Annotated in this window: 23 protein-coding genes, 1 tRNA gene and 1 pseudogene; 12 read left to right on the forward strand and 13 right to left on the reverse strand. The window is 56.6% G+C overall.

What is annotated here, in order from left to right:
• Positions 1-205: 205 nt before the first annotated feature.
• A complete protein-coding gene (gene rpmA / locus HNQ59_RS05475; RefSeq protein ID WP_184036231.1) occupies positions 206-484 on the reverse strand; it encodes a 50S ribosomal protein L27 in 279 nt (92 codons plus the stop codon).
• A gap of 16 nt (positions 485-500) precedes the next feature.
• On the reverse strand, positions 501-812 hold the full coding sequence (rplU, locus tag HNQ59_RS05480) for a 50S ribosomal protein L21 (protein WP_184036234.1): 312 nt from the start codon (positions 810-812) through the stop codon (positions 501-503).
• A gap of 187 nt (positions 813-999) precedes the next feature.
• Between rplU and ispB the strand changes: the two genes are divergently transcribed.
• From ispB to HNQ59_RS19575, 4 genes and pseudogenes are all read left to right on the forward strand, one after another.
• On the forward strand, positions 1,000-1,968 hold the full coding sequence (ispB, locus tag HNQ59_RS05485; protein ID WP_184036237.1) for an octaprenyl diphosphate synthase: 969 nt from the start codon (positions 1,000-1,002) through the stop codon (positions 1,966-1,968).
• 35 nt (positions 1,969-2,003) lie between these two features.
• Positions 2,004-2,080: transfer RNA gene (locus HNQ59_RS05490), tRNA-Pro, on the forward strand.
• A 231-nt stretch (positions 2,081-2,311) separates the two neighbouring features.
• Positions 2,312-3,436 (forward strand): S1C family serine protease, encoded by a 1,125-nt coding sequence (locus HNQ59_RS05495; protein ID WP_184036239.1) that lies wholly within the window; start codon positions 2,312-2,314, stop codon positions 3,434-3,436.
• A 120-nt stretch (positions 3,437-3,556) separates the two neighbouring features.
• Positions 3,557-3,841: pseudogene (locus HNQ59_RS19575) on the forward strand (IS481 family transposase); the annotation flags it as partial.
• Between the two features lie 71 nt (positions 3,842-3,912).
• On the opposite strand, the gene HNQ59_RS05500 reads toward HNQ59_RS19575, so the two are convergent.
• The 3 genes from HNQ59_RS05500 to metF form a co-directional block, all read right to left on the reverse strand.
• Positions 3,913-4,980, reverse strand: a complete 1,068-nt coding sequence (locus HNQ59_RS05500) for a serine hydrolase domain-containing protein (RefSeq protein WP_184036242.1) — start codon at positions 4,978-4,980, stop codon at positions 3,913-3,915.
• A 266-nt stretch (positions 4,981-5,246) separates the two neighbouring features.
• On the reverse strand, positions 5,247-5,621 hold the full coding sequence (locus HNQ59_RS05505; RefSeq protein ID WP_184036245.1) for a TfoX/Sxy family protein: 375 nt from the start codon (positions 5,619-5,621) through the stop codon (positions 5,247-5,249).
• 13 nt (positions 5,622-5,634) lie between these two features.
• Positions 5,635-6,462 carry a methylenetetrahydrofolate reductase [NAD(P)H] gene (gene metF, locus HNQ59_RS05510; protein WP_221320181.1) on the reverse strand — a complete coding sequence of 276 codons (828 nt, stop codon included), beginning with the start codon at positions 6,460-6,462 and terminating at the stop codon, positions 5,635-5,637.
• Between the two features lie 836 nt (positions 6,463-7,298).
• On the opposite strand from metF, the gene HNQ59_RS05515 reads away from it, so the two are divergent.
• From HNQ59_RS05515 to HNQ59_RS05525, 3 genes are all read left to right on the forward strand, one after another.
• Positions 7,299-8,414 carry a transporter substrate-binding domain-containing protein gene (locus HNQ59_RS05515; RefSeq protein ID WP_184036248.1) on the forward strand — a complete coding sequence of 372 codons (1,116 nt, stop codon included), beginning with the start codon at positions 7,299-7,301 and terminating at the stop codon, positions 8,412-8,414.
• A gap of 17 nt (positions 8,415-8,431) precedes the next feature.
• Positions 8,432-9,685, forward strand: coding sequence for a hypothetical protein (locus HNQ59_RS05520; RefSeq protein ID WP_184036251.1), 1,254 nt, complete (start codon positions 8,432-8,434; stop codon positions 9,683-9,685).
• 394 nt (positions 9,686-10,079) lie between these two features.
• A complete protein-coding gene (locus HNQ59_RS05525; protein WP_184036255.1) occupies positions 10,080-10,799 on the forward strand; it encodes an acetoacetate decarboxylase family protein in 720 nt (239 codons plus the stop codon).
• A 45-nt stretch (positions 10,800-10,844) separates the two neighbouring features.
• On the opposite strand, the gene HNQ59_RS05530 is transcribed toward HNQ59_RS05525, so the two are convergent.
• From HNQ59_RS05530 to HNQ59_RS05540, 3 genes are all read right to left on the reverse strand, one after another.
• Positions 10,845-11,633 carry a dienelactone hydrolase family protein gene (locus tag HNQ59_RS05530; protein ID WP_184036257.1) on the reverse strand — a complete coding sequence of 263 codons (789 nt, stop codon included), beginning with the start codon at positions 11,631-11,633 and terminating at the stop codon, positions 10,845-10,847.
• Between the two features lie 78 nt (positions 11,634-11,711).
• The gene (locus HNQ59_RS05535) at positions 11,712-12,344 is read right to left on the reverse strand and encodes a YbhB/YbcL family Raf kinase inhibitor-like protein (protein ID WP_184036259.1); all 633 of its coding nucleotides are present in this window, start codon (positions 12,342-12,344) and stop codon (positions 11,712-11,714) included.
• Positions 12,345-12,456: 112 nt separating this feature from the next.
• Positions 12,457-13,929, reverse strand: coding sequence for a type IV pilus assembly protein FimV (locus HNQ59_RS05540; protein WP_184036261.1), 1,473 nt, complete (start codon positions 13,927-13,929; stop codon positions 12,457-12,459).
• A 405-nt stretch (positions 13,930-14,334) separates the two neighbouring features.
• On the opposite strand from HNQ59_RS05540, the gene HNQ59_RS05545 reads away from it, so the two are divergent.
• The 3 genes from HNQ59_RS05545 to HNQ59_RS05555 all read left to right on the forward strand — a co-directional run bounded on the left by HNQ59_RS05545 (position 14,335) and on the right by HNQ59_RS05555 (position 16,535).
• Positions 14,335-14,913, forward strand: coding sequence for a chorismate--pyruvate lyase family protein (locus tag HNQ59_RS05545; protein WP_246490860.1), 579 nt, complete (start codon positions 14,335-14,337; stop codon positions 14,911-14,913).
• Entirely contained in the window at positions 14,879-15,766 is an 888-nt protein-coding gene (gene ubiA, locus HNQ59_RS05550) for a 4-hydroxybenzoate octaprenyltransferase (RefSeq protein ID WP_184036263.1), read from the forward strand. Before HNQ59_RS05545 ends, ubiA begins: the two co-directional genes overlap by 35 nt.
• A 322-nt stretch (positions 15,767-16,088) precedes the next feature.
• A complete protein-coding gene (locus tag HNQ59_RS05555) occupies positions 16,089-16,535 on the forward strand; it encodes an energy transducer TonB (RefSeq protein ID WP_184036266.1) in 447 nt (148 codons plus the stop codon).
• Positions 16,536-16,681: 146 nt separating this feature from the next.
• On the opposite strand, the gene HNQ59_RS05560 is transcribed toward HNQ59_RS05555, so the two are convergent.
• The 4 genes from HNQ59_RS05560 to HNQ59_RS05575 all read right to left on the reverse strand — a co-directional run bounded on the left by HNQ59_RS05560 (position 16,682) and on the right by HNQ59_RS05575 (position 20,101).
• Positions 16,682-17,317: a helix-turn-helix domain-containing protein gene (locus HNQ59_RS05560; protein ID WP_221320182.1), complete on the reverse strand. Its 636-nt coding sequence runs from the start codon at positions 17,315-17,317 to the stop codon at positions 16,682-16,684.
• A 165-nt stretch (positions 17,318-17,482) separates the two neighbouring features.
• Positions 17,483-18,259 (reverse strand): substrate-binding periplasmic protein, encoded by a 777-nt coding sequence (locus HNQ59_RS05565; protein ID WP_184036270.1) that lies wholly within the window; start codon positions 18,257-18,259, stop codon positions 17,483-17,485.
• A gap of 116 nt (positions 18,260-18,375) precedes the next feature.
• The gene (locus HNQ59_RS05570; RefSeq protein ID WP_184036272.1) at positions 18,376-18,930 is read right to left on the reverse strand and encodes a metal-dependent hydrolase; all 555 of its coding nucleotides are present in this window, start codon (positions 18,928-18,930) and stop codon (positions 18,376-18,378) included.
• 169 nt (positions 18,931-19,099) lie between these two features.
• Complete coding sequence (locus HNQ59_RS05575) at positions 19,100-20,101, reverse strand: class 1 fructose-bisphosphatase (protein ID WP_184036274.1); 1,002 nt, start codon at positions 20,099-20,101, stop codon at positions 19,100-19,102.
• Between the two features lie 119 nt (positions 20,102-20,220).
• Here HNQ59_RS05575 and HNQ59_RS05580 point away from each other — a divergent pair, with 119 nt between their 5' ends.
• A complete protein-coding gene (locus tag HNQ59_RS05580) occupies positions 20,221-21,843 on the forward strand; it encodes a hypothetical protein (protein ID WP_184036277.1) in 1,623 nt (540 codons plus the stop codon).
• Between the two features lie 6 nt (positions 21,844-21,849).
• Complete coding sequence (locus HNQ59_RS05585; protein ID WP_184036279.1) at positions 21,850-23,421, forward strand: hypothetical protein; 1,572 nt, start codon at positions 21,850-21,852, stop codon at positions 23,419-23,421.
• Positions 23,422-23,466: 45 nt separating this feature from the next.
• Here HNQ59_RS05585 and fusA read toward each other — a convergent pair whose 3' ends face one another.
• Positions 23,467-25,512 carry an elongation factor G gene (fusA, locus tag HNQ59_RS05590; protein ID WP_184036282.1) on the reverse strand — a complete coding sequence of 682 codons (2,046 nt, stop codon included), beginning with the start codon at positions 25,510-25,512 and terminating at the stop codon, positions 23,467-23,469.

Here is a 25,512-nt window from a genome sequence, read left to right on the forward strand (position 1 = left end):
TGACAGAGATCGGGCGGGTTCCGGGGTGCTTCTCCATCCTATATTACCGTGTGGCCTTTTGCTGATCGATCTGATCTGCAGGATGGGATGGCGCATCCTATGATGCGGCTGCGACGCCCAGTGAAGGGTATGTCGCAGATCAGCAGGCATGCACAAATGAAAAAGCCCTATCCTGCGATAGGGCTTCTGCCGTCCGGTACGTGCCTTAAGCGAGCTCTTCGGTGTGCTCGAAAGGAACGACATTGATGATCTTGCGTTGTTGCGCGCCTTTGACGACGAACTCAACGGTGCCATCAACCTTGGCAAACAGCGTGTGATCCTTGCCCATGCCCACATTGTCGCCAGCGTGGAACTTGGTGCCGCGTTGACGGATGATGATGGAGCCAGCAGGAATCAATTCGCCGCCGTAAACTTTAGTGCCCAGTCGTTTGGAATGGGAGTCGCGGCCGTTACGTGAACTACCGCCTGCTTTCTTATGTGCCATGTTTCACGCTCCTCGATTACTTCTCGATTGCGTCGATGCGCAGCTCGGTGAAGTTCTGACGATGACCTTGACGCTTTTGGTAGTGCTTACGGCGACGCATCTTGAAAATGCGAACCTTTTCGCCACGACCGTGTGATACAACAGTAGCCTTGACTGCAGCACCGGACACAATAGGTGTGCCTAGTACGATATTATCACCATCGGCTACCATCAAAACCTGATCAATTACGATCTGGGAGTCGATGTCTGCCGGTATCTGTTCTACTTTGAGTTTTTCGCCAACGGCAACTTTATATTGTTTGCCGCCGGTTTTTATGACCGCATACATGCTAGGGCTCCTAACTGAATAAACATCCCCCGCTCGTTCCGCGAGGAATCGAGCATTATATTTAAGTGTTTGAAGGCAGTCAAATTTTCCGCGCATCACCAAATTCTGATATGATGCAGGCCGCTTTGCGTCTGATATGATCGGCGCCGTATCTAAAAGAATTCATCCATAAAACAGGTCTGCCCCCGTGTCCATCGAACAAGTCCGCGCCCTGATTGCCGACGACATGCATGCCGTCGATGACGCCATCCGTAGAAACCTCTTCTCTGACGTGGTGTTGGTACGCCAGATAGCTGAGTACATTATCAACAGCGGGGGGAAGCGTTTACGCCCTTCATTGGTGTTGTTGACGGCTGGCGCTTTTGGGTATCAAGGGCCACATCATTTTGATTTGGCTGCAGTTGTCGAATTCATTCATACCGCGACGTTGTTGCATGATGACGTGGTGGATGAATCGGATCTGCGGCGTGGCCGCCAGACTGCCAACCATCTATTTGGCAACGCGGCCAGTGTATTGGTTGGTGATTTCTTGTATTCCCGAGCCTTTCAGATGATGGTTCAGGTTGGCAGCATGCGCATTCAAGAGGTGCTGGCCGATGCCACGAATGTGATTGCAGAAGGTGAAGTGCTGCAGTTGATGAATATTCACAACGCAGACGTGGCGGAGGGTGACTATATGCAGGTCATCAAATTCAAGACCGCCAAGCTGTTCGAGGCTGCAACCCGCCTGGGTGCCATTTTGGGCGGGGCAACGGCTGAGCAAGAGGCCGCGATTGCCGAATACGGCATGTTGTTGGGTACCGCCTTCCAGATTGTTGATGATGTGCTGGACTATGAAGGGGATGCCGAGGAAATTGGCAAAAACCTGGGCGATGACTTGGCTGAGGGCAAGCCGACCTTGCCGCTGATCTATACCATGCTGAATGGCAAAGCCGATCAGGCGGCGCTGGTTCGCCGTGCCATCGAGCAAGGGGGGCGCGAAGAATTCCAGACCATTTTACAGGCGGTGCGGGATTGCGGTGCGCTGGAGTACGCACATGCGCGCGCCAAGGCTGTGGCCGAGGAAGCTGCCGCAAAATTAACGGTGTTGGCCCCTTCCCAATATAAGGATGCTTTGCTAGAATTGGCCTCCTTTGCGGTTAAGCGTCGTTCTTGAGTTTTGAACGACGTTCGAGGAAATTAACAGCAAATCGGGGTGTAGCTTAGCCTGGTAGAGCGCTACGTTCGGGACGTAGAGGCCGGAGGTTCGAATCCTCTCACCCCGACCAGAATCGATAAAGCCAAGTTCGTGATGCGAACTTGGCTTTTTTATTTTGCGCTGTCGATTGGATGTGATTGTCCTGGTTTCAGAGTGGGCTGTGAAACGTTGGCAATAGGCACTAGGCTGCCACCGGGATGCAACTTGAAGTTTTTCTGATTGTCCCTATCTGCCTCGGGCTGGCTACTGGTGTTGTGTGACACGTAGCGTACCTGTGTTGATTGCCGAGTTTGGAGATGCCATGAGAAATGTGGAAGCTACCCGTCGGGTTATTTGGAATTCTATCGGTAGGCTGATGCTGCTTATTGGGGCCCTGTGTGCACAACTGGTATCAGCGGCGCCTGTTGGGGTGAAGCCACGTGCGGTGACGCCGCGTGGTGAGTTGGCTGTCGATGAGCGAGCCACCATTGATCTATTTGAGCGATCACGCGCTTCGGTGGTATTCATTTCGACGCGTGAGCAGGTGCAGGACTTTTGGTCGCGGAATGTGTTTTCGGTCCCCAAAGGAACCGGGTCGGGGTTTGTTTGGGATGATCTTGGGCATGTGGTGACCAATTACCATGTGATAGAAGGGGCGAGTGAGGCCGTGGTCAAGTTGGCTGATGGCCGTGACTATAAAGCCAGCCTGGTTGGAGCCAGCCCAGGCCATGATATTGCCGTATTGAGGATCTCGGTGGCACAAAAGAGACCGCAGCCTGTACCGATTGGTACCAGTGGTGATTTGAAGGTTGGCCAGAAGGTGTTTGCCATTGGAAATCCTTTTGGGTTGGATTGGACGTTGACGAACGGTATCGTTTCAGCGTTGAACCGGTCGCTGAGTGGTGACAATGGCCCTGCCATCGACAATTTGATACAAACCGATGCGGCCATCAACCCAGGCAATTCCGGCGGGCCGTTGTTGGATTCAGCGGGACGGTTGATTGGTATCAACACGGCTATTTATAGTCCCAGCGGTGCCAGTGCAGGCATCGGTTTTGCTGTACCGGTCGATACTGTGAATAAGGTGGTACCGCAGTTGATCCGCTATGGAAAATACTTGCGCCCGACCATCGGTATTCATGTCGATGAGGCCTGGAACCAGCGGTTGAGCGCCATGTTGAATATTCGTGGTGTGGTGGTGTTGCGTGTTGCTCCTGGTGGTGCTGCAGAGCGAGCAGGGATGAAAGGCGTGATCTTGAACCGGAATGGTACGGTGGCAGCCGGAGATATCATCGTTGCCGTAGAGGGGAGGCCTGTGGATACGGTCAACAAATGGAATGCACGGCTGGATGATTATGAAATCGGTGATCGCGTCAAGTTGTCGGTCGTTCGGCAGGGCAAGGTTGTCGAGCTGTCGTTGATTTTACAATCAGGTGATCAGCGATAAAGATGGTGCGGGATGGGCTGGTAGGTATTGATCATGTGTAGAAGTGCATGCTTACGCCGTAACATGTTTGACTCCATATTTTGATGACGCAAACATCATCGATGACTGGCGGGATGCACTGTGGGGCAAGTTCTTCACGGCAGCGTCACAACCACAGCGTCAGTCCGTCGAGCATTACAACATGGTCAAGCGCGTTTGAGTGTGCTGGCAAAGCGCTACGGGATCAGTCAAAAAAACCGTTGCCAAGTGGAGGAAGCGTACCTCGACAGCTGATTTGGCAACAGGTGCAAGCTGCCTCGATCCTCTGCTTTGTCCATTGAAGCCGAGGCCGTTATCGTCGCCTAGTGCAGTCAAACACGGCTACCGCTTGATGATTGCCTTTATGCGCTGCAACCCGCTAGGCCACTGCCTGCGTGTTCTTCCGCCCTGCGATCTGCTCCGCCTTTTGCAGTATATGCAGGCGTGCCGTCATGATTTCACCCCAGCATGTGGAAACGGAATACGCCGTGCTCAGCCGGTATAAGCTGTTGAGCCAGTGATGCCGCCAGTGGCATGCCACGCTCGCTGTTGGTAAGCAGGACAAAGCCGTCCCCGGTCGTGGCAGACATCATGGCAAAGGCCCGGAACCCCGGATTGTTGCCCCACTGCCAAAGATAGGGGCCGTGCGCAGCGGTTTCGATACCCCAGCCCAGCCCCCAGCTCAGGCCAAGCTTGGTTTCTACCACAATAGGCAGGCTCAGCGTCCGTGTCAGCATGGCCTTGTCTGTGAACAGGGCCTGCATCAACCGGGCATAGTCCGCCGCCGTGGTATACAGTGAGGCTGCGGCCAGTGGCTGGGTGTAGGTCAACTGGCTCTCGTTACCAAGCCATGAAGTGCCTGTGACGCCCTGCATCTGGAGATCACCCGTCCAGCGCAACCGTGAATGTTGCATGCTCAGTGGCACAAACGCATGGCGGGACACACTACGCTCAAAATCCAGCCCGGTGACCGCGCAGATCAGCGCCTGCAGGAGCATGAAACCCTCCCCCGAGTATTGCCAGCGCGTGCCAGGCTGGAATGCAAGAGAGAGCGGTTCACGGCTCCAGTTGGGCAGGCCCGAGCTGTGATTCAGCAAGGTAAACACCGGGATGTGCGCCAGACTGGCCGCCGGGAGGATATCTGTATGCGCCAGCCTCGGTGGTGCCATTGGATTGGCCTGATGAACATATCCCTCAGGCAGGTAGTGCGAGACCGGGGCCGACAGGTCGAGCTTGCCTTCCGCCACCAGTTTCAAGGCGACGTATGCGGCAAGTGGCTTGGTCAGCGAGGCGGCTTGGAACACGGAAGTCTCATCCAGCGGGGGCTGCACTGAGCAGGGCGACACCAGCACGGTGGGGGCAGGCTGATCAGCCTTGAGCGCCACGTAACTGGCGGCGCATACCCGCAACCGGGCGGCCAACTGGTCAAACGGCTCCTCACGATAGGTGGCAAGATCGCTTGCGCACGAGGACAGCAAGGGCGCGATGGCACCCGCTGCCAGAAAGGTCCGGCGTGTAACAGGCATGGGGCTGCTTCGTAGTCAGGGCGACGATACTATAGCAGCTTCGCGCAGTGCATCCCCCTTACTCCGCCCGCACAGTGTCATCCGGTTGATGCTGAGTGCACGGGTGGAGCTTGCAGGTCGCCGTGGTGAGGGGTAATGATGGCTTTGATCGGGGGTTACGCCTTGGCACCTGTGCGCCGTTTCGATCAGATTCGCATCTCTATCAAAACGGGGAACCCCTCCTCTCAGCAGGGCTTGACTGCCAGATCTAGTCTGAACTTCAACACTTAATTGGCTTGGTCGTCAGTCTGCCGGGGTTTCTTTTTCTTGGCATTCGCCCGCAAGGCTACGCCATAGGCCGTCTGTGCCCAGTTCAGCAGCATTTCCCGATCTTCCATGACCTCCGCAGGTAGCGGGTAATAGGACATGCTGGCGGTGCTGCCATCTTTCTTGGCATAACTGAAAGGCCGCAGTTTGTGCTCTTCGAAATCCGGGCGGGTGTGATCATCCACTTTCACATAGAAGACATCATCATCAACAATGGCAAAACAGGTGCCCTCCAGATAAATACCATACCCACCAAACATGGCGCGTGAGGTGATGCTGCCCAATGGGGCCAGCTGTTCTTTCATGTGTTCGACGAACTCGTTGAATTTTGCCATGACCACTCCCTGGTTACAGTCCGAGCCGTTGCCAGATGGTGGAGACTGCGCCTGCGCCATTCAAGGTATAGAAATGCAGGCCCGGCGCCCCGGCAGTCAACAGACGGTCACATAGATCGGTCATCACATCCAGCCCCAGCGAGCGGATCGATGCGACATCATCACCATAGGCTTGCAGTTTGTTGCGCAACCATCTGGGGATCTCCGCACCGCAGGTGTCCGAGAATCGGGCCAATTGGCTGAAATTGTTGATGGGCATGATGCCGGGCACGATGGGGATATCCACGCCACGGAATTTCACCTCATCGACAAATGCAAAGTAGGCGTCAGGGTTGAAGAAATACTGAGTGATGGCTGAATTGGCGCCGGCCTTGCACTTACGGGCAAAGTTGTCCAGATCATCCAGCGCGGTACGAGCCTGCGGGTGGTATTCCGGGTAGGCTGCGACTTCAATATGAAACCAGTCGCCATGTTCCAGGCGGATGAATTCGACCAGCTCGTTGGCGTAACGGAATTCACCAACCTCTACCATCCCCGACGGAATATCGCCTCGCAATGCCACGATCCGCTTGATACCTTGCTCGCGATACAGGTTCAGCAAGGAGCGGATATTGTCACGTGTGCTGCCGATGCAGGACAGATGCGGTGCAGCCTGTTGGCCTTCTGATTGGATCTCCAGCACTGTGTCGATGGTGCCTTGCTGGGTTGTTCCGCCAGCACCAAAGGTGACGGAGAAGAAATTGGGGTTGAACTGCGCCAGTTGGCGCCGCGTATTGCGTAGTTTCTCCACCCCTTCGGTGGTCTTGGGGGGGAAGAATTCAAAGCTGAAAGTCTGATTCATGATGTGCAAATGACAAGGATCGTATTGGGCTTGATGTTACACCAAGCGGCGTATGCGGTAATTGAAAATTGGTGGTCGCTGATATGAAGCCCATTCATGCTGCAATCACGTCTGGGCACGTAATCGCGCTCACATCCAGCCAGTTTGGCTAGCCGCCGCCGTGTGGTCTGGTGAAGGGATGATAGGTGGGGGGAGTGCCAGGCACCACTGATGTCGTGCCAAACCCACCTGGGGTGAGGGATGGCGCTCCGCTGCCAGGCTAGTGCCCAGGCTTGAGTGGTATTTAGCAGATCAGAGTGATTGATATGAAACGGGTTTTCGTAAAATCTTATGTGTGAATATAATTACTTTTGGAAAATGTCGAGCAAGCCCTTTCTCATGCTGATCTGGTCAGCAAATGAAATATTTTAATCTTCATATTCATTGTTGGTTCAATGGTTTGTCCGTAAGGTGACATCAGTGTCACAACCTTGATAATTGCTGCAAAGCAACAGTTATATATGTAATTTCAATCTTAATTTCTGAGTTGACGCTGATCTAATCTGAATTCAGGTTGTTACTTGTTGCATATACATGTCGATTTTGACATGTATGGATTGCTGGTTGACGAGAGAAATGATACTGGTGAATGCCAGCGACTGATCACGCCAACACCACACGCGGTTTCAGGCTGTGTTGAAATGGTTTCATATCCACACTGTTTATTGCAAACCTATTGCATGGATCACTATGCGGTGGCTTGTGCTGTCGGGCCAACCCCCTGAAGCAGGTCAACGCAGGCTATGAAACCTGTCAACGGCGCCGTGTGTTGACTTGTCAGTCGGGAGGTTGCGCGATTGAGACGGTGTGTACTCTGTTTCATATTGGGCCTGTTCCCAGGGCTGCTGATTGCGGACACGGGCCCGTTGGAGATCGTGCTTGGTGCCGAGCCCACGCCGCCCTATGCCTTTGAGGAAAAAGGTGAGGTGCGGGGTTTCTATCGCGAGCTGTTGACTGAAGTCTTACGCGGCAGCGGTTATCAACTCCGTCTGCAGATCATCCCACCTCGGCGTAGCAAAGCAATGCTGCTCTCTGGGGAAATTGATGGTGTGGTTGGGGTGGAGCGTAACTTCCCAGGTGTCGAGCAGGCCGTCAATTCCCAACCGTTGCTCAATATCAATCTGCATGCCATCACCCGCTCGGACACCGGGCTATCCTATCAATCCATCAGTGACCTGGAAGGGCGCGTCATTGGCGCTGTGGCGGGGCTCGGGCTGGATTTACGTTTTCCGAACCTGCATTTCGAATTTGTATCGGATGCCGAGCTCAACCTGCGTAAGCTGATCTACAAACGCTTTGATGTGTTTCTGGAAGATCCAACCATTGTTCGCTATCTGGCTTCGAACAAAAGCCAAGAGTATGCAAACCGCTATCTGGTTCTCAATCCGCCGATCGATCGCCTGGATGTCGTGGTGGTCATGAATCGACTTGGGCGTTACACGCAGGCCAAATTGGATGCGTTGAATCGCGGGCTGCAGCAGTTCCGCAAACAGCCCAAGCTGGCCGAATTGAAGCAGCGCTGGGCGCTGGTGGAAGAGCCGACCCGGATTGCTCGGCAAGGCAGTCTGGCCGTGGTGGTGCATCCTTCCTCGGCAACCCACAAGCTGACTGAGGCGCAGGTGGCAGCGGTGTTTCTTGGTAAAGGGTTGAGTGGGGCATTTCAGCCCATCGATCTGCCGGATGAAGACCCGTTGCGGGAGCAGTTCTATCTGAAAATCGCCAATTTGAGTCCGCAACAGGTCAAAGCGCAGTGGGCCAGATTGGTGTTCTCTGGCATGGCGACGACGCAGCCCAAGGTGATCAAGAGCTCGGAAGAGGCATTGATGAAGGTGGCTGAGCGACCTGGCAGCATCGCCTATGTCGATGGCAGCCAAGTCAATGACCGGGTGAAAGTGGTCTATTGGGTACCATGAATAGGGGTGATGCGGCCATGAAAAAACGCACGACGACCTTGCTGATGATCACCCTGTCCAGCAGCACCTGGGCTGGGGAGGTCGACCACGACCCTGGACGGTTTGAGTGGACGCTCAATGGGTACTACAGCATTTCGGCCATCCGCACCAACCGTGAGGGCGAGTTCTATCGCTACATCCCCTATGGCGACCAGGACCGCCCAGCCAAACAGCGTGCAGTGGATTGGGGGCCGGACAGCAAATTCGGCCTGATGCTGGGTGGACGGTGGTCACCTGAATGGGCTGCCAAGGCGCAATGGCTGTTGCGCCGGGGGGCGAGTAAGGAGCCTGCCATCCGCACACGCTTGGCGTTTATCGAATACAAGCCACGGATGGATTGGTCGATCAAAGTGGGGCGAACCGTGCAAGGGTTGCTGATGCTGGAAGAAGCCATGTTCACCGACTATGCCAATCTGATGGTCAGAGTGCCCCATGAGCCTTACGCCTATGTGCCCAAGTCAGAACTGGATGGGCTGATGCTGCAGCATGATGTTGCGCTGGGCGATGCCTTGCTGAAAGTGCAATTGACAGCAGGGCAGTCCGATTACTATTCAGTCAATTTGAAACGCACATTGCGCAACTGTGTCGGGATCTCCCTGGCATTGAACCAGGGCAACGCCACCGGGCGGGTGGCCTTGCGTACCACCAAATTGGGGCTGTACGACCCGATTCTGGCAGACAGCACCGAGCTGATCCGCGTGGCGGCCCGTGCCGAGGGCAACGAGACGCTGGCTGGTGAGTACAATGAGAAATCCTTTCGGCTGGATCAACTGGCACTCGGGTTCGAGTGGCTGGACAGTCGCTGGACGATACGCAGTGAAATTTTTGCCTTTCATGGCGATTTTCGCCCGCTGCCCAAGCGCTCCGTTTCCGGCAGCGTGATGGCCGGGTATCGGATCGGGAAGTGGACTCCGTATGTGGGCTATGGCGAAATCCGAGAGTATGGCGATAAAACCGACACCGGGTTGCGCAGAGCCACACCACTGAGCCAAGACGCAGCTACTGTTGCCGAATTACTGGCCCGATCCATCGCCGGCGAGCAGCGCACCCTGTCACTGGGTGTCCGTTATGATCTGCCCAACCAGATGGCGATCAAATTTCAATGGGATCGGCTGTCACGTCGCGGTGGTGAGCAGGGCTATCTGTTGACCGAGCCCGGCGCACTATCGGTCGCTCCGCCCGACAACAACCATACCCATATCTGGACACTGTCGCTGCAAGGGGTGTTTTGAGTAGTCATTGGCTGAAAATGCCCATTTCCATATGTTTGTATTGAGCACCCAGTCATCACATTTTTTTGCTGGAACCCTTTTCTGTAGGCCATTTACACCAACCTGCCGCAGGATGCACCACTTCGCCCGATTTTGAGTGGGGGAACTATGGCTTGTCTGCTTGGTCAGTCAGTCTGTCTGGATTCAAGCGCGCAATAACATCAAGGTGCTGCACATGCTGGCTGCGCCATGATGGCGGTATCCATGAAATGTAGTGGCTGCAAACGATGTCATTTAAGTATTTGATCTGGCGAACCCTATCAAACATCTAGATATATCGATGGCATAATTATTTTGTCAATTTGTTTTTAAAAATTATAATTGGCGAGAACGACGAAATGGAACGGAATGTAAAGTGGACGGATGGCATGTTGCAGAGTACGTGGGCAGGCAGGCACAAGTACCGGTGCTGCCCGCACCATGGCGGTTGACGGGTACGGGCTACCTGCTGGCTATTCGCATGCCAGATGCAGTCTTGGACGAACAGGCTTTTCTGGATGATGCGTTGCGTCTCACGCGTGAGGGCAATCTGGCCTATGTCATGTTCGTCGATTACCACACGGCAGACTGCGGCCCATATCGGGAGCTGCTGTTCATGCCAGGGTCGTGTGATTTTTCCGGCCAACGCTGCCTGACCATCAGCAAGATCTATGTATCGAGCTTGAGCAGCATCGTCAACGGTGCGAGAAACTGGGGCATACCGAAGGAACATTGCGATTTTGATGTGCAATATGGCAAAGATGGTATTGATCGCATCCGTGCCCGCAAGAATGGCAAAGTATTCGTCGATCTGCACTTGACCCATAGTGGGCTGCGCCTGCCGGCCAAATCAAGCTGGATTCCCGAGCGGTTCAGGCGCCTGGGTCAGCTGCGGCACGGAATGCATTTCATCTACACCCCGAAGGGGAGAGGGAATTTCCGCCGGGCCGCCATGTTGTGTGCAGAGGTGGATGCCGCGTATTTCCCTGATTTCACGCAAGGCAAGCTACAGTTCGCTTGCCGGGTGACTGATTTCGAGATGATCTTTCCGGTGGCGGATATCCAGCCTACCCATATCGATTCTGATCTGGAATGACAAAGGGCACCTGGGTGCCCTTTGTTCATGATCTGTTGAGCCAGGTTATTGGAACACTTCATGCAGAAAGGTTTTCATGGCCTCGAATGAGCGGCGGTCTGCTGCTGCGTTATAGGCTGCGCCTTTGCTGATGTCGGTTCCGACATGGGGCTGCGTAAACGAATGGACGGCCCCGCTGTAGGCGATGAATTGATAATCCACATTGGCGGCATTCATCTCTTTCATGAATGCATCCACCTGTTCCGGTTTGACATAGGGATCGATGGCTCCGTGTAGAACCAGCACTTTCCCTTTGATCTGTTTGGCGGTTTCCGGTGTCGGGTTGCCAAGATTGCCATGAAAGCTGATGGCACCCGCCACAGGAGTGCCCATGCGGGCCAACTCCAGCGCGGCCATTCCACCAAAGCAATAGCCCATCCCCACGATCTTGTCCGGGTTCACTTCCTTGCGCTCCTTCAGCCAGTCGTAACCGGCGGCCAGGCGGGCGTGCAGCAGGTCGCGGTCTTTATAAAACTGGCCGGATACCTTGGCCGCCTCGGGGCCAAACGCAGGGCGGACACCCTTGCCATAGATGTCGGCTGCAAACGCCACATAGCCCAGGTCGGCCAGCTGCTTGGCACGGCCTTTGACATAATCGCCCACGCCGGTCCAGTCATGGAAAATCAAGACAGCCGGGCGTTTGCCCTCCATCTTGTCTGGCCAGGCAAGATAGCCTTCCAGCTCGGTATCCCCCTGTTTGTAGGTGACCACCTCGCCTTTGGCTGCCAGGGCCATCTGGGAGGTTGCACACAATACCACACTGCAGAACACGGCACGCCAAGTGATCGTTTTCATGGACAGACTCCTTGTGGATGATGGGGTGAGACTGGGGCCGCCCAGATGAGGCTGGTCGGCACAGGCCATGAAACAGTGTCAAACCTGGCGCAGGGCTGGGGTCAGCGTATACCAACCTGTCAGCGATGCCTGAGCAAGGGTGTGCGGTGCGATGGCCTCACGCACCTGAGTGGCTGTGAATCTGCCCTCTACGGGGCAACGTTCGATATCCAGCGCGTACAACGTAAAGATATAGCGATGCCTGATACTGTCATTCCAGGGTGGGCAAGGGCCATCGTAGCCATAGTAGTTGCCATGCATGGCGGCATCCCCGGCAAACCAGGCGGTGTAATCATTGACCCCATGACGTGTGCCCGCAAAGGATGCGGGGCCGGCTTTGCCGCGCGGGGTCACACCATCGCTGTATTGACCTGCCTGGATGCCTTGCTGGTTGGGGTTGATATCGACCATGACCCAGTGGAAGAAATCCACCCGTGGCAGATCCGCAGGCACGACACGATCCTCTTGATTTACATCATCGCCTCGGCTCGGCACGTCCGGATCATGGCAGATCAACACCAATGAGCGGGTGTCAGCAGGCAAATCGTGCCAAGCCAGATCCGGGTTGCGGTTCGGGGCCAGGGTGACATGCTGCGTCGGGTCGATTTGACCAAAACAGTATTCAACAGGGATGGCTTCGCCTTCGCGAAAGGCGTGTGAGGTGAGATACATGATTGCTCCTGGCAACTGAGGTGCTGATGATGCGGTTCAGAGGGTTGTCGGCCTACAGCGGCAGGCCTTTGTTCAGTGGCGACGACGAGCGGGCTGAGTGAGCCCCGCGACTTCAGCCGATTTGCAGATACAGCGGGTTCTCTGGGTCGATGGCGCGGCCCATGTCACAAATGGTGCGCCAGATGGGCAACCCTTTGACCAAGGTCTCGAACCGTTCGGCGTATTCCGCAAACTTCGCCCGATCATTGTCTCGCTGGAAAATCTCGAACAACATCAGCCAGATGTCAAGCTGGTAGGGGTTGCGCTGTACCTCCTCCGCCAACAGCGAGATCGCCTGATCGTGCCAACCCTGTTTGAGAAAGATCTGCGCCTCTTCGATTAGCCAGCGCTCGTGGTCATTGACGATGATGATATCGTCGTGTTCGATATTGACATCACGGCCTTCGGCATGAGCAGTGGCTGCCTTTTCTGCGGCCCGTTGCGCCAGGTCATCGCTTGCCTGGCTGGGTGGGGCTTGGTCTGTAGCATCCACATTGGTGGCCAGATCGCGATCCGCCAAATGGCGGGCACGATACAGATAGACGAGATAGGCCACGCCACCCATGCCGCCCAGCAATAGCATCCAGAGCAGATAATCGACCCACACCGGCCAATGGTTGTGCGGACTATCATGAGCGAGCTGTGGTGCAGAGGGATGGCGGCTCACCGTAGAGGGTGCAGACTTGGCATTGCCGGTGTCGAGCTGCTGGCGCAACGCTGATAGCTGCTTTTCCAGACTGGTGATCTGATTGTTCAGCCTGAGCATATCGGCAGTCGCATCATCGGCGGCCATGGTCTGCAACAGAACCTGCCGCCGCTTCCTTTCTGCTTCACTCAAGGGCGGACGATTCAGGAATTGTGGGTCCAGTGTTTCTGAAATCCGTAGTTGAAAACCCTGCGTCATCGGCGCTGAGTCCATCTGCAAGGTGGGTACCTCGGTTTGCGCAATTCTCAGCTGGGCAGTCTGGGCTGCTGCTTGTCGTGGCGGCATGGGGGGGCGCTGTTTGGCTGGTTTGGCCGACACACCCGGCTGCCTCACCACCGTTTCCCGGTTTGTGTTGATCGGCGCAGGGGTCTCATCCGGCTCATCAACAAGCTGCGCCAGCTCGGCGGGATCGATCAGCACTGTGTATTCACGGGTCAGCTGTCCACCACCACAATTCAACTGCACTGCAAACCGCAGCACAGGCTCAGTGATGCCTTGCAGTGTGGACAGGCGGATTCTGCCTTGGCCATTGCCACGGGATTCCACCTGGATGCGCGTGTTTGAAAAGGGCAGACTGGCAGTGCTCTGCTCGATGGGCAGTACCCTTACGCAGCTGCTATCGACCTGATCATCCGACTCAGCCTGAAAGGCGATCTGGGCGCGAAACGGTTGCCCCAGGTGGCTCTTGACCCGGATATCCTCCAGAATGACCGCATGGGCCAATTGTGAAAGCAGGCAACTTGCAGCCAGCAGACCGGCCCAGGCGGGCTTTTGCCGGACATGACGAACCTGTCGGCTGTGTAGGGCAGCCGACACAATCGTTTCAATCTGTCGTTGCAATGTGCGGCCTCGCTGTGTCCAAGAAGCAAGGGTGCATGGAATCGTTCTCGTAAACGGGTGGGGTGGAATGTCCCCGAGTATCAGAATCGGCATGTTATTGGTGTCTATGTTGACAGTTTGCACCGCTTTTTGAATTCATTCTAGCAAGCAATGTGCCGCTTGGTTGTGACTTGGGCTCTGCACTGGTCGTGAAATGACATCGACCAGCCTTGATCAGGTTATCTCACCTCTGCACTTCATGCCGTGGCGGATGAGGGCAATCGCCCTATGTGGTGAGCTTTTTGGCATAATACGGCCTTCGTTTTTTTCGATGTCGATGCTCGTGGGCGCCTACCACCCGTGCCGCAGGCGCGAGCGGCCTGTATCCCAGGTCGATCACCATGATGAGCATCCAAGAGCCAGAATTTGAAAACACGCCATCTGCACGACCCTTGGGTTTCATTTGCCCCTGCCCATCCGCGCCGTCTGCGCCCCTGGCTGAATGAGCGTGGTTCGCTGACCGCCAGGTTGATATCGCACAGCAAACAATTCTGTGTCGAAGTCATCGAGCAGCGCCTCAAGCCAGTTCAGCACGATGAAGCCCGACTGGTGAAGCTCAACGCTCGTCGCAAAGGGCTGGTGCGAGAAGTCGTGCTAAGGTGTAATGGGGTGCCTGCCGTATTTGGCCATACGGTCGTCTGTCCGCAGCATCTGCGCAGAACGTGGCGGTTTCTGGCCCGACTGGGCAATCGCTCGCTTGGCAGCGTCTTGTTCGCCAATCCGTTGGTGGTGCGACAGCCCCTCCATTTCCAGCGGATCGATCGCCGTCATCCGTTGTATCGTCGCATGGCGACGCTCTTTCCTGATCTGCCTCCCACTTTGTGGGCCAGGCGTTCAGTCTTTTTGTTGAAACACTCACCAATGCTGGTGACAGAAGTCTTTCTGCCCGCTGTGCTGGATTTGCCAAGAAATGAACTGGACTCAACTCAAACAACGCCTGGATGACTACGAAAAACTGATGCGGCTGGACAAGCCTATCGGCATTCTGCTGTTGCTGTGGCCCACGCTGTGGGGTTTGTGGATCGCGGCGTATGGTACGCCCGGCTGGATGCTGATCTGGATCTTTGTGTTCGGTACGGTGTTGATGCGTTCAGCAGGCTGTGTGATCAATGACTATGCCGATCGTGACATCGACCCCCATGTGGCGCGTACCAAACAACGGCCATTGGCTGCACGGCGTGTCACCACCAAGGAAACCTTGCTGCTGGCGGGTACCTTGTCGATCTGCGCATTCCTGTTGATCTGGCCTTTGAATGCGCTGACCAAGTGGTTGTCCGTGCCCGCTCTGCTGCTGGCGGCCAGCTACCCTTTCACCAAGCGGTTTCTCGCCATTCCACAGGCCTATCTGGGTATTGCCTTCAGCTTCGGCATTCCCATGACCTTTGCCGCTGCGCAGGATAGGGTGCCATTGCTGGCCTGGATGCTGGTGCTGGTGAACATTTTCTGGGTGATTGCCTATGATACGGCGTACGCCATGGTGGATCGTGAAGATGACCTGAAGATTGGCATCAAGACCTCTGCCATCACCTTCGGCAACAAGGATGTCGCGGCGATCGTCATCTGTCATCTGCTGTTCCTGGCCGGCATGGCAGTGATCGGCCATCTGATCCGGATGAGCTGGGTCTACTACACCTGCCTGGGCTTGGCGCTGGCGTTGGTGGGCTATCAATATTACCTGATCAAGGATCGCATTCCCGAGCGGTGCTTCCGTGCATTTCTCGACAACAACTGGATCGGCTTGACGATCTTTGTCGGCACTTTTCTACATTATCTGCTGATCAACAAACGCTTCTGGTGAGCGCCTGCCATCAAGCCCGCCGGTCGCTGGCAGGCGAGGGGCGCGCGGCCTCGCGCTGGCGAATCTGCGAGATCGCCCTGGCCTGCATCCCCCCGGTCATGCCATCTCTGCCAGGCGGCCAATCAACGGATGACATTCCGCCGCAAGCATGGCATCGTAGCGCCCCGGAGCCTATGCTGCGAGAGGGGGCAAATTTGTTGAGTGAGTCGGTATCGGATGGGGCTCGACGCCTTTGCCGCTGACCACAATCCCGATGCAACTTGGTTGCTGCTGAATGCTTAGGCCCCCTTTTTCGTTCATCGTCATCCACCAGAATGCAGTCATGAAATCATCGCCTGTACTTGCCCTCATCACCTTGACGGCCAGCCTGTTGGCAGGCTGCACCACTCCGACAATACCCCAGACCCCAGCCTCGATCGAAGGTGTGGGCACCGCACCCAAGCAGACACCTACTGATACCGGCCTCAAAACAGAAATCATCGTGGCGCCGGAAAGCGAATTGACCCAATTCATCACGGCGACCCAACTCAAGATCAAGCGTCACATCAAGATCCCGAAAAATATGAAAGGTAACCCCGAGGCCGTGTTCTTTGTGACGCTTTCCCCCGCCATGAAGGTATTGAAGGTCGAGCGCAAAAAGAGCAGCGGTAATGCGGCGTATGACAAATCAGTCCAGAACGCTATCCTTAAAGCCTCTCCATTTCCACCCTGGCCCGCCAGCGAGCCATTACCGTCTGGACTGATGCTGAAATTCCGCCCTGGGGCTTAGTCCTCATTGATCAGGAACAAGGCGATCCTGTGTGACAGGACTCAGCCGCCGAGTGGGGGGATCGATACCCGGCTTTTGCATGGCTGTCTGTTTCATCTGGTCGCTGGCTTGAGGCCAGCGACACAGTGGCAGGAAATAGGCAACCGCTATTTCTGGTTGACCCATTTCCCATAGCGGAATCCACCGTCAAAATAGATATCCTTTCCGCCAGGGTTGATGACAGCGGTGGTGGTAAAGGTTTCATCGAGCACGTTGTCTTTCGCCATCAGCTTGGGCACCTTCATGGCGGGCACGCCCTCTTTCAGCAAGGGGTGCGGGTTGTTGACGCGGAGACGGTATTTGAACGATAGGTAGCGTGTCGCCCCCAGTTGCATCGTGGGCAGGGCATCCACGACTTTGTCCAGCTGGGCATCTCCCAGGCAGATGCGAGGGCGTGGCTGGGGGATATTGGGCTCTTGGTCATCGCGGTAGGCAATTTTGCCGGCAGCGGTCAACACATACATCTCCCGCGCTGGGCCGCCATCTTCGCTGACTGGGGTGGATTCAATCAAACCTGCGTCCTTCAAGGCTGTACAGCCGATACAGGTGTTGATGGCGGCGGGGAAGGGGCCTGCATACACGCACAGGGGGCTGGTTTGGGCCAGGTCAAGTTTCAACTGGTTGAGAATCGGCTCCCGGTATTGCGTTTCGATGTTGCCGGTACGTTTTCCACCCCAGATGAAGTAATAGACTGCGAACAGAAATAAACTGGCGATCAGGCTATAGAACAAGTTTTTCATCATTGGTACTTTGTATGGTCAGGTTGGGTGAACATGATTTCATGATGTGCGTCGATCGGATAGGGGCACCTGTCGTGGCCCCCCGTCAATATAGCCTGCGACATGGCAGAAGTGGCGTCCGATTGGCCGGCCCTCTTCATGAGACCGCACCGGCGGGATCGGGTGGGGTCAGGGTTGCTTGGAGGATTCATGCTGCGATGCGGACGGATGTGGTTGGTATTGCGTTGCGAGCTGCTCCAGCAGGCCGCTTTGTTTCAGTTTCTGGAATGCGTGTTCGAGGCGCGTGGCCTCAAAAGGCAGTTGGCGCGAGATGGCACATTGCAGCTGGTTACGGCTCTCGACGCGGGTGGCCAGCCGATAAGCCTGCCTGCCAGGGTCATTTTTCAGCAGGTGTGTGATCTGGATGTCCTTGGCGAGTAGGGCATCGATGCGTCCAATGATCAGTTTGCGATAAGCCTGCTGAACGCTGTTGGAATCATCCCGCTGAAAGCGTCCTTGGGCGATGGCCGCTTCCAGCGTCGGGTAGCGGTAGCTTTTCATCATCCCGACCCGTAATGTGTCCAGATCGGTCAGGTTGATGATATCTGGCGCATCTTTATGAATCAGGTAGCGTTCTTCTTCCTGAATGACCGGGATCGACCACCGCACGGCTTGCGGGTTTTTGAACCAGATCGGAGAGGTCAGGCAATTGATATGGGCGAGACCTGTTTCGGTGTCTTTTTCGATGCGGGCCCGGGAAGTCATGTAGTAGCTGGGGGTGAGGCCTGCAGCCAGCGCCAGGGCATCACCCAGCGTTTTCATCAGCCCGCCTTTCAGCTCGTTACCCTGGATGATGGTATAGGGGTCGGAGCTGCCTGGTTCAAAAGCAAAGATCAGCTTGTCCGCATGGGCGATGTTGGCGGCCAGAAGTGCTGGCAGTAAGACGATGAGCTGGTGTCGGGTCATGACGTAATGAGTGGCGATTCGCGCATTGCTTCATGATAGCTCTGATCTCGTGATGTCACTGGCTTTGTACACCACATGACGGCCAGCCACTTGGCGGGGAGGTCTATCTGACGGGGCTACCGGTGATGGTCGGGTTCGTGGCATATGGCGCGATGTCGGCGCCAGCAGGCGATGCCCAGCGCGAAGCCCATACAGGGCAGCCAAACCCATCTGAACTCAGACCACAGTACGATCAAGCCACGCTCGGACAGGAAGCGTGACAGGCCGATCGGGGACACGCGAATCATCTGAACAGGCGCAAAGAAGCGCTGATCCGACCAGGGCCACAGCAGCGCAATGCCCAGGCCGCCGGTGGTCAAGGTATCCAGCAGGCCGTGTGAGGCCATCGAGAAAAAGATGAACAGGCTGGCAATCGGAAAGCGGGCGTGCAGCGGCTTACCGCATAGACCAGCCAGTAAACCCGCCAGGGCGGCAAAAGCCAGCGAGTGGGTCATGCCACGATGACCCATGGCATGGGCGTAGGGAATACCGAATTTGAAAGCAAGCACATCCAGGTCAGGCAGCATGGCGGCCAACATACCCAGGGCCACCAACCGGCGGGGCAAGATGGCGCGACCACAAGCCAGCCCGATGGCGCATGGGACAACGGCATGGGTGAGGATGGTGGGCATGGTGTCATACAAAATCACCATCCGCCAAGAGTTGGCAGATGGTGATTTGAGAAGCAATGTGTAAACGGGCCGGGTGGCGCTGGCACGGTATCAGCCAGTGCTTCCTCGTTGCATTGCATATCCAGCCCCGGCAGATCACCTCTTGCTTGCAGGGCCGCCCCTATTGGGCTCAGGACTGGTGGTAGCGGGTGACGACTTCCACTTCCCGCTTCGAGCCGAGGAACACCGCCACGCGCTCATGTAAGGCCGTCGGTTGCAGGTCGAGAATCCGTTGGTGCCCGTTAGTGGCGGCACCACCTGCCTGCTCGATGATGAAGGACATCGGATTGGCCTCATACATCAGGCGCAATTTGCCGGGCTTGTTCGGCTCACGTGCATCACGGGGGTAGGTGAAAATGCCACCACGGGTCAGGATGCGATGCACGTCGGCCACCATCGAGGCCACCCAGCGCATATTGTAATCCTTGCCGCGTGGGCCCTCCTTGCCGGCCAGCAATTCGTCGATATAGCGCTTCACCGGGGCTTCCCAATGGCGCATATTGGACATGTTGATGGCGAATTCCTTGGTCTCTTCCGGCACGGTCATATTGGGGTGGGTCAAGATCCAGCTACCGATCTCGGCATCCAGCGTGAAACCATGGACGCCATTGCCCAAGGTCAACACCAGCATGGTCTGCGGGCCATAGACGGTATAACCGGCGGCGACCTGCTGGGTGCCAGGTTGCAGAAAGACCTTCTCATCGGTGCCATCCACACCGTCCGGGCAGCGCAACAGCGAGAAGATGGTGCCGACTGAGATATTCACATCGATGTTGGATGAGCCATCCAGCGGGTCGAACAGCAGCAGATAGCCACCCTTCGGGTAGTCGGTGGGAATCGGGTGCGGATGTTCCATTTCCTCCGACGCGATGGCGGCCAAGTGCCCGCCCCATTCGTTGGCATCCAGCAAGACCTCGTTGGCGATCACATCCAGTTTTTTCTGTGCTTCGCCCTGAATGTTGCCGGTGCCGGCCTCGCCCAGTACGCCAGCCAGCGCACCCTTGCGGATGGCGTGGTTGATTGCCTTACAGGCACGGGCGACGACTTCGATTGACAGGCGCAATTCTGCATCGATGGCGTTGTTTTTACGTTGTTGTTCGATCAGAAAGCGGCTTAGCGAAATTCGACTCATGTCAGTCTCTCAATGGATGGGTGCGTCGTATTATACCGGGAGTGAGCGTCGTGCTGGCCTGCATGCCGCCTTTACTGCAGAATAACAGGTTCCTAGGGCTTTGCAGGGCGAAATACGGCATGGGTTTTTTCGAAAAGCTGCGTGAAAAACCGGCTCATCCACTCACCAGTCCGCAAGCGGCGGATGCATGGTGGAAAGCCAACGAGCAACGGGAAGCAGCGGCGATACTGGATGCCACCCGTCATGCCATCGGGCAGTTCCTCACTCAGAAAGCCAGCCCGAGCGTGTCGCGACTGGCTGCATTGATTCAACTCGATGGCCTGGTCAACCCCACCTTCGAAATGGCGTATCTGCAATACGTGCAGAACCCACGCATGCCCGAGCAGCTGGAGCGGGAGATCTGGCATCGTTCGGTGCAGTTTTGCGAGACTTTGCTGCGGGCCTATCTGGTTTTCATCAAGGATTCGTCATCGAACAACCAGCGGAGCGAGGCACAGCTGCCGTTGATGTTGGCACGGTCTTTGCGCTATCTCGGCGCCCTCAATCGCTTCCATTATTTTCACAACCAGGTGCCGGATAAAAAGATCTGGGCGACCGCGAACCAACTCTACAGTTTGGCCGAGGTGGAAAAACGCGAGTCCGACATCATCCGTATCTACCCTGGTGCGCAAAAGGCGGAAACCTCCTGTGCCGATGAATTCATCCGTCTATCCATGCTCGGCACGGTCATCGGCTGTGGGCTGACCGTTCGCCAGCTGGATCTGGTGGATACCTGGCTGGCGTGGTTGTCGCCACATGTGGTGTTCGAGCACCTGCCATCCACCACCAGTGGTCAGTTCTGGGTGGATCTGACCGGCTTTGTCGGCACGACCCGCTACAAAGGTGAGCCTCGGGCACCGCGTGGTCGCTATTGGGGCATGTCAGAGTGGCTCTGCACGCTGATGAATGCCCGGCAGCACAAAGCCAGGCTGCCTGCCGCGCTGGTGGAATCCCTGTCGGTGACGGGCGCATCGGATCTGATCCGGCAACTGGAGCGTTGGTGGAGTCCTGAATACGATCTGCAGGCGCTGCGAACCAGCGAAAGGGTGGCGGTGACCGGTGAAATGCAAGTGTTGATCGGCCTGGATGTCATCGCCAAAGGGCTGCCGCCGCCAGCGCAGACCCAGCTGGAAGCGGGCAGGGGAATCGGGGATCGGGCGATGCTGGATATGCAGCAGTATGGCTTTGTCACCGATCGCACCAAGCAAGCGACGGCGAAGGAAGGTAAGGTTGCAACAGGAGTGACCAGCCAAGCCGAATGCTGGATCATGACCGATCGTAGTGAGCGGGGGGTGGGCTTGCAGGCCGATGCCAAGACCAAGCCACTGCAGACAGGTACGTTGCTGGGGGTCAGCATCGATGGCCGGCTGTGGGAGATTGGCATCATCAGGCGGGTGATGAATGAACAGAGCGAATCGCATCAATTCATCGGCGTTGAGCTGCTGGGTGCGCGGGCAGAGCCGCTGATCGTGCGCGGTGGGGTGGCTTTGGCACCCAGCGCACGCGGCCAGACTGGGTTGTTGATCAGCGCATCGGATAACCAGGTTGCCGATCAGCTGGCCTTGATTGTGCCCTATTCAGCCTATTGCCAAGGGGCAGAGTTGACTGTCGAACTCGATCAGCGGCAAGTCCGGTTCCGGATGAAGGAGACGTTGATCAAAGGCGACCATTGGTTGATGGCAGCAGCCGACAGATTGGGATAAGTATTCATGAGCGAGACCAAGACCAAAACGGCGGATTCTGGGCTGCGGCGTTTTCTGCGGGCGGTGCTGCGCAAGACAGATGTCAATGTCCGGGTGACCGATCTGCGCAGCGCGACCGAGCTGATTGAAGAGTTGCGCGAGCAGGATGCCCTGCAGGCGTTGCGGGAAATACACAGCGCACTGGTTGACCTCAATGGCCTGGATTGGCTGGGCCTCAAGGAGCGCATCCGCACCACTCAATATCTGGATGACAAATCCCGCCCGTTGTCAGACGAAGTGATTGCTCGCTTGTTTGCACCTGGCGCGGCAGATGCCTACTTGCTGAAAGCCTTGCCGGTAGTGACGCAGTCATGGAGCGAGTTGAGCACCTCATACCAGCGTTGTCTGGCCCAATTCGAAAAGGATGGCGGACATGCCGAGCAGGTGCTGGTGGTCAGCTCCCGAGCCATGGCGCTGACCTGCTACATGCTCGAATGCATGTTGTACCGGCACTACGAGGTGGGCGAGTCAACTTGGCGGTTGCTGCATGGTGCTTACCGCTTGGCGGAAAAGCATCAGGTAGTGGGCAAGCGTGAGTCGGAAACCGCCTTGACCCCTGGCCAGTGGCTGATGGTTGCGCACCTATTGGCGCGTATTCCCTATGGCCGGATGCTGCCGCAAGAAGTCCGTGCGGTGGCGGAATGGCTGCGGCAGGCGGTGAGCATGTGTCAATTGACGACCGGGATCAATGTCAGACGCGATGCGCTGTGCGTTGATCTGCATTTGAATGAGATGGCGCAGGGTGCGCGGCGCATCCTACAAAGTGAAGGGCATCGTGGCCTGGTCACGGACAAGTTGATGCAGGCTTGGTTGAAAAGCCCACCCTTGTCAGGGCGCCCGGTGCAATGGAAGGAAATCGTGCTGGACATCGGTTTTGCATGGAGTGGCAAACCGCGAGCATTCCGGCGCCGGGCGCAGCGTGAAAAGATGCAACGTGAAGTGTTGTTGCGTCATGGTGTCAACGATGTGCTGGCATTGTTGAAAAGCCCGGATGCGGCCCTGATGGAAAAATCCAACCATGAGCGTTACTCCTTTGAAAGCTGGTTTGGTGAGGAAGGTGGCATGGATGCACCCGATCCACGTGAGAAAGCCCAGCCAGGTTCATTGCTGATCGACCAGAGTGCCATCGGCGTCGCGATCCGGTTCCCCCGGCAGGATCGCTACGATGTACCTGTGGGCGAGTTGGTCGGCATCTATTCGGCTGGAGATGCCGCACCACGGATCGGTCGGGTTGCCCGCATCAACCGGCGGCTGAGCGGTGACATCGAGGTCGGTATCGAGCTGTTGGCGCTGCATGCCATGCCGATCGTGGTGCAGGACCCACAGACCAAGGTACGATTCGAGGCCATCCATGTGGCGCAGTCTGCCAACCCACTGTTTTCGGGCTGCTTGTTGCTACCCGCGACCCGAACAGGTATTGATGGTGTCTTCCTGGTGACCTTGGGCAACGGGGTGTTCAAGGCGCGGGTTGCTGCCGATGCCACCGTCAGCAATGCACGATTTGTGGTCTGCAAGCTGGAGAAGCTGGGTATCGCCTGACAGCGTGGGGGCCAGCAATGCGGTGGTGCCTGGGGCGATCAACGGCTATTCCTCATCGTTGGCATGGTGTTGGTATTCATGGGCCAGCCGGGCCTGCACCTCGGTGGGCACAGCGTCATATTGGGCCAGCGCCATGACATAAGACCCTCTGCCTGCGGTCATCGATTTAAGCCGGGCTGGGTAGTTGCTCAGCTCCGACAAGGGCACCTGCCCCCAGATCGATGCCATGCCCTGTGCCTGGGATTGGGTACCCATCACATGGCCACGTCGGCTGGTCAGATCAGCAGTGATGTCGCCCAGATTCGCTTCCGGACAGGTGATCTCCACCCTGACCACTGGCTCCAGCACGATGGGGCGTGCCGCCTTGATGGCGTCGATCATGGCTTTGCGACCCGCCATTTGAAAGGCGATGTCTTTCGAATCGACGGAGTGGTGTTTGCCGTCATAGACAGTCACCTTGAGATCGACCACCGGACAGCCCGACAGCGGGCCGCCTTCGAGCACACTGCGCACGCCTTTTTCGACCGAGGGGATGAATTGCCCCGGAATCACGCCCCCTTTCACTTCATCGACAAAGACAAAGCCCTGCCCGCGCGGCTGTGGCTCGACACGTAACATCACCTCCCCAAACTGGCCGGCGCCTCCGGTCTGCTTCTTATGTCGATGATGGCCTTCGGCGGCTTGGGTGATGGTTTCGCAGTATGGGATGCGGGGTGGCTGGGTGGTGATCTCCAGGCGATGCTGCTGGGTCATTTTGTCGAGCACGACGCGCATGTGCAGCTCACCCAAGCCGCGAATCACAGTCTCATGCGTGTGGGCAAGCTGCTCGACCTGAAAGCATGGGTCCTCCTGTTGCAATTTGTGCAGTACCTCTGCGATGCGCTGTTCATCACCCCGGCGCTTGGGCTCGATGGCCAGGCCGAACATAGGGGCGGGGAAGGTCAGGGGCTGCAGGTGGATGTGGTCCTCGTCATGTGAGTCATGCAGCACCGCGTCGAACACCAGCTCCTCCACCTTGGCCACGGCGCCCAGCTCGCCGGGGATCAGCTGCTCGACTTCGACATAGTGTTTGCCCTGCACCTTGAACAGATGCCCGACTTTGAAAGGCTTGCGGCCATCACCAACGAACAGTTGGCTATCCTTGCTTATGGTGCCCTGATGGACGCGAAATACCCCCATCTTGCCAACAAATGGGTCCATGACCACCTTGAACACATGGGCCAGCACATGTCCACTGGGGTCAGCGGTGGCGCGAAACGGCTGGGCTGCGTTGCCTTCACCCTTCAGAAACAAAGGCGGGTTGCCCTCCCGAGGGTGGGGGGCGAGCCTGACCAGCACATCCAGCAAGGCGTCGATACCCACACCTGTGCGGCTGGATGTGAAACAGACCGGGATGATGTGACCCTCCCGCAATGCCTGTTCGAATGGGGCGTGCAGTTGCTCTGGTGCAATGTCACCCTGTTCGAGATAGGTCGCCATCAGTGCTTCATCCACCTCGACCACTTGATCGACCAGTGCGCGATGGGCCTCGGCCACCGAGGAGAAATCCGCATCCCCCGCCGGGTTGAAGAAACAATCCACCACAGCAGTTGCGGACTGGGCGGGCAGATTGATCGGCAGTACCTCTTTGCCAAAGGCGGCCTGTAGCTGTGCCAGCAAACCCGGCAGATCAACCCGCTCGGCGTCCATCTTGTTGATGATGATCATCCGGCATAGCTTCCGCTCAGCTGCCCAGGCCATCATGCGAGATGTATTCAGCTCGATGCCATTCACGGCATTGACGACGATGAGCGCCGTATCCACCGCTGCCAACGCGCAGATGGCATGCCCGATGAAGTCAGGGTAGCCGGGGGTGTCGATCATCTCGATGGCTGCCTGTTGATGGGTGAAATGCACCAGCGATGCCTGTAAAGAGTGCCGATACTCGCGCTCCATCGGATCGAAATCACAGACCGTGTCGCCTCGTTCCACGGTGCCGACCCCGCCAATGGCGCCCGCACGATGCAACAGCATCTCTGCCAGTGTGGTTTTGCCGACATCAAAGTGGCCGACCAGGGCCACACTACGAATCGCTTCCACATTGCGAGCCAT

It is taken from the genome of Chitinivorax tropicus (genome assembly GCF_014202905.1).
Taxonomy (GTDB): Bacteria; Pseudomonadota; Gammaproteobacteria; order Burkholderiales; family SCOH01; genus Chitinivorax; species Chitinivorax tropicus.